The 4,036-nt window shown below is 43.4% G+C and carries 4 protein-coding genes, 1 tRNA gene and 1 pseudogene; 2 read left to right on the forward strand and 4 right to left on the reverse strand.

What is annotated here, in order from left to right; translation table 11 throughout:
• The first annotated feature begins 184 nt into the window (after positions 1–184).
• Positions 185–1,342, forward strand: a complete 1,158-nt coding sequence (locus Q0340_RS06540) for a hypothetical protein (RefSeq protein WP_298082636.1) — start codon at positions 185–187, stop codon at positions 1,340–1,342.
• A gap of 84 nt (positions 1,343–1,426) precedes the next feature.
• On the opposite strand, the gene Q0340_RS06545 is transcribed toward Q0340_RS06540, so the two are convergent.
• Both Q0340_RS06545 and Q0340_RS06550 read right to left on the reverse strand, forming a co-directional pair.
• The gene (locus Q0340_RS06545; protein ID WP_298082637.1) at positions 1,427–2,020 is read right to left on the reverse strand and encodes an effector protein; all 594 of its coding nucleotides are present in this window, start codon (positions 2,018–2,020) and stop codon (positions 1,427–1,429) included.
• A 201-nt stretch (positions 2,021–2,221) separates the two neighbouring features.
• Positions 2,222–2,298 (reverse strand) — tRNA-Met (locus Q0340_RS06550).
• Between the two features lie 70 nt (positions 2,299–2,368).
• Between Q0340_RS06550 and Q0340_RS06555 the strand changes: the two genes are divergently transcribed.
• On the forward strand, positions 2,369–2,932 hold the full coding sequence (locus Q0340_RS06555) for a LemA family protein (protein ID WP_298082638.1): 564 nt from the start codon (positions 2,369–2,371) through the stop codon (positions 2,930–2,932).
• A gap of 361 nt (positions 2,933–3,293) precedes the next feature.
• Here Q0340_RS06555 and ybaK read toward each other — a convergent pair whose 3' ends face one another.
• Positions 3,294–3,767 (reverse strand): Cys-tRNA(Pro) deacylase, encoded by a 474-nt coding sequence (gene ybaK / locus Q0340_RS06560; RefSeq protein WP_298082639.1) that lies wholly within the window; start codon positions 3,765–3,767, stop codon positions 3,294–3,296.
• Between the two features lie 19 nt (positions 3,768–3,786).
• Positions 3,787–4,036 (reverse strand): annotated as a pseudogene (locus tag Q0340_RS06565) (rRNA pseudouridine synthase); the annotation flags it as partial.

Raw genomic sequence — 4,036 nt, forward strand, 5'->3', positions numbered from 1 at the left:
AATTTTCCTACAAAAAATCTATTTTTATAAATTATTTTATTATATTTAAGTGAATATTAAAGATATAATTAAAATTTTACAAATTATTTTACTCGCTGATATTTTTTATCCTTAAGATAAAATTTAAAACAACTTAAACAAATATTGTGTAATATTTCAAAAGTATCTTGACCTAAGGCGAAATATGGAAAATATATTTTTAGAATCTTACGACGTATTTAAGGTATCGAAAAACGCGAGCAAGCTAAAAATTTACAACGACTTTTTAAGAGACAACAAAAGATACTCCGTAACGCGCTGCTATTATGTCATAGTCGTGGATAATACATTTTTGACCTACTCGCATTTGATGATTTATGAGGAGCTGCTTTATCTTCTGTATTCGCAGAACAAGCTAAAAAACGGCGATTTTTCGTTGACGCTCAAAAAATCGGAGCTCGCGAAAAAATTTAAGACCGATATCACCAAAAGCGCGACCGAGACTATAAAGCGCTTTTATGAGATGCGGGAGGTCAAAATCACTATTTTCGTAAAAGACAAAGTTGAAAAACAGATGAATATCATAGAGCGCATTGACGCGCCGCAAAGCGAAAAATACGGCGACATCCCCGATGAGATCAATATCTCGCTAAATTCCGAGTTCGTGCGGCTCTACCGCTGTGCGTATCTGGATAAGATCGAGTATTTAAATAGCTTCGATATAGAGCAAGGCAGCTTCATCCGCTACTTTATGCAGCACGAGCTGGACGGAGGCGTCAAAAGCTCTGCGATCATTGATAAAATGGGCGTTACGACGTATCTGCCCTTTACTTATAAAAAGCGCTTCGAGCAAGAGATCGCAAGAGTTAGCTTTTACTATAAAAACGAGAAATTTTGCATAAAAGACGGCTTTGTCGTCATCGAAAACCACGAAAACAAGGCGATAGATAATCAAAACGCATCGATTGAGCTTTTCGGCGCGATATACGAGCAGATAACGCAAAACTGCACCAAATCCGTTACGCTAAACGAGCAAAATTTAGCGAAATATTATGCGTGCTTCGGCAGGTTTGAGACGAGCCAGACGGTATTTAAAATTCTAAGCAACATGGAGCTCATGTTAAATCAATCGATGCAGAAAGAAAACGCGAAAATCGCCTGCTTTTCGCACTTTTTCGAAAGCATCGTCTGCAAAAACGGCAATGAATTTGAAATTTTGATCGAGCTAAATCAAAAGGGCTTTGAGTATATCGTCTCGCGTAGCGCGAATTTGGACTTTTGGAATGTCGAAGCTGCAGACTACGGCCTCACGCCGTATCCGCTAAACAGCTGCGCCGCAAACGGCGGGCTGGGTGAAATTTAAGGCGGCAAATTTTAAAATTTCCCCGCAAAGACGTACGAACACGCTCGCCGCATCAAAAATAATGCGCGGGCAAATTTTAAAAATTTACTCCTGCGTCCTTAGCTCGGCGATGAGCCCGTCAAGCTCGCCGCTATTTTGCGCGCTCAAAAGTCGCTCGTTTATGAGCCGCATTTGCGCCGAAAACTCGCTATCAAGCATATCTGCGACGAAATTTTCGCTCTCGCTCTCATCCGTCACCGGATACATATCGCGCCAGATATCGGTTATCCACCAGCCGCACTTCGAGACGCAGGCAAAGTCCTTCAAAACGCCAATCTTTAGCTTCATCATCACTTCGTCGGTTTGCTTGATCTCGCTTGCGACGAAATCCTTGTGGATGCCGTCTAGGCAGGTAAAAATGCGGTGCCCTAGGCTTTGGACGCTGTTTTCGGAACAGATCCTAAACTGAAAGATGCTATCTTTAAAATTTAGATCGGATAAGCAAATTGGATGTTTTTGAGTAAAATTTGGAAACGAATCAAAGCTCCTGTCATCGATGCTAAGCGCCCAGCTCGAGCTTGGATTTTTGCGGGCGAACTCGCCGAAACTAAGCCTGATAAATTCTTTATAGCTTAGCTCTTCGGCAGTGAAAAAGTCGTAGTTAGCGCAGTTTGCAGCTTTAAAATCTTTAAATTTCATGATCCCTCCCGTAAAATTTTAGCAAAAAGTATCGAGTGCGTAATTTTACCATTTGCTTTTAAGAATTTATAAATATTTATTTTCGAATCTAAACAAATACAAAGCCAAACTATAGGAATTTTTTTGTAAAATAATAAATATATTCGAAAGGCGGCGCGCTTTTCGGTATCGTAAAAGACGCTTGGGCGCGAAATAATGTTTTGGTGTCAAGAGAGAGACTTGAACTCTCGACCTCCGGCTTATGAGACCAGCGCTCTAACCAGCTGAGCTACCTTGACACGCGAAAAGAAATGGCAAGTATAGCTAAATATTCTTATTTTTAATTGAAACACTTTAAAAGGAGAGAAAATGAATGCGGCTTTGATTTTATTAGTCGTCATAGTTTTGTTAGTTTTGGCGTTAGTGGGAGTTTATAACTCATTCATCGCTAAGCGCAACCAGGTGCGAAATATCGCTTCCACCGTCGATACGCAGCTTAAAAAGCGCTACGACCTCATCCCAAATTTAGTTAGCGCCACGCGCGAATATATGAGCCACGAAAACGCCGTGCTAACGCGCGTTAGCGAACTTCGCTCGCAAGCGATCAACGCGGCTTCTAACGCGGATAAATTTAAGCTAAATAGCGAAATTTCGGCTCTTTTGGGGCAGATCCGCATTGCGGTAGAGGCGTATCCGAACCTCAAGGCTAACGAATCCTTTGCCAAGCTACAAAACGCGTTAGGCGAGTGCGAGGAGCAGATCAGCGCCGCACGCCGCGCTTATAACGGCGCCGTTACGGTTTATAATAACGCCTGCGAAATGTTTCCTACTAACATCATCGCCAGCGTTTTTAACTTCGCCAAAGCGGAATTTTTCACCGCCAGCGAGCAAGAAAAGCAAGCCCCAAACGTCTCTGAGCTTTTCAAAAAATAGGCGCGAGGCGTATAAAATTTGCGATGAAATTTCAAAATTTTATCGCAAATGGCTCCAAACGCCGTGAGTCTAAATTTATAGTGAATAAAACGGATCACGCGCAAAGAGCGCGTTCTTAAAAGAGACTTGCCGCGCCCTGCGTACTCGTCATCTCGCTTGAGATATTTGCGGCGCGTGGTACTTAGAATTTTAACAATAAAATTTTACGAAATTAATTTGATTTGTATTTTCTTGCTGCGCAGGAGCTCGTTTTAACAAACGGTGCAACGCCAAATTTTAAAAGTCTAAATCTTGCAGTGCAAATTTTGGCCAGCTTGCCGCAGGCGTTACTTGCGCAAACGGAAGCACAAGTAACGCTGCGTTAGCCGTGAGTAATTTTGCAAATTTGCGCTTCGGTTGCGACTGCAAGGTCCTTCGGCGTAAGAGCGATCTGTTTTCCGCGCACGCCCGCGCTAACGTAAATTTTCTCCTGCGTTAGCGCTTTTTCATCGATGAAAGTGCGAAAGTGCTTTTTCATCCCAAGCGGCGAGCATCCGCCCCTGACGTAGCCCGTGACCTTTTGCAAATCCTTCAAATCCATCAGCTCGCAGCGCTTTGCGCCGCAGATGTGCGCGAGCGCCTTGAGATCCAAATTTAGATCGCCTTGCAGGCAGGCCACGATGTATTCGTGATCCGCCATGCAAACTATCGTTTTATAAACCCGCTCGATAGGCTCGCTCACGCTGTTTGCAACATGCACCGCGTCTAAATTTAAAGGATCCACCGCGTATTCTTTGATCTCGTAGGGGATTTTCAGACCGTCCAGTACGCGTGCGGCGTTTGTTTTTGAGCTCATTTCGCCTCTTTTCTTAAATTTAATAGCGGATTTTGTTTTCTTTCAAAAAATCGCGCAGATCTTCATATTCGCTCTGATCGAAATAGCGCCATTTGCCGGGCCTTAGAGTTCCAAGCGTCATTCTACCGAATGCCGTGCGCTTAAGCTCCACGACATCCAGATCGAAATAGCCGAAAAATCTACGCAGCTCGCGGTTTTGCCCCTCGTTAATGATCGCTTTTATTTTCGTGTAACCGCCGCTGCTGGGCATTATGCGGTAGCCCAAGAAG

This window comes from uncultured Campylobacter sp. (genome assembly GCF_938045595.1).
Classification (GTDB): Bacteria; Campylobacterota; Campylobacteria; order Campylobacterales; family Campylobacteraceae; genus Campylobacter_B.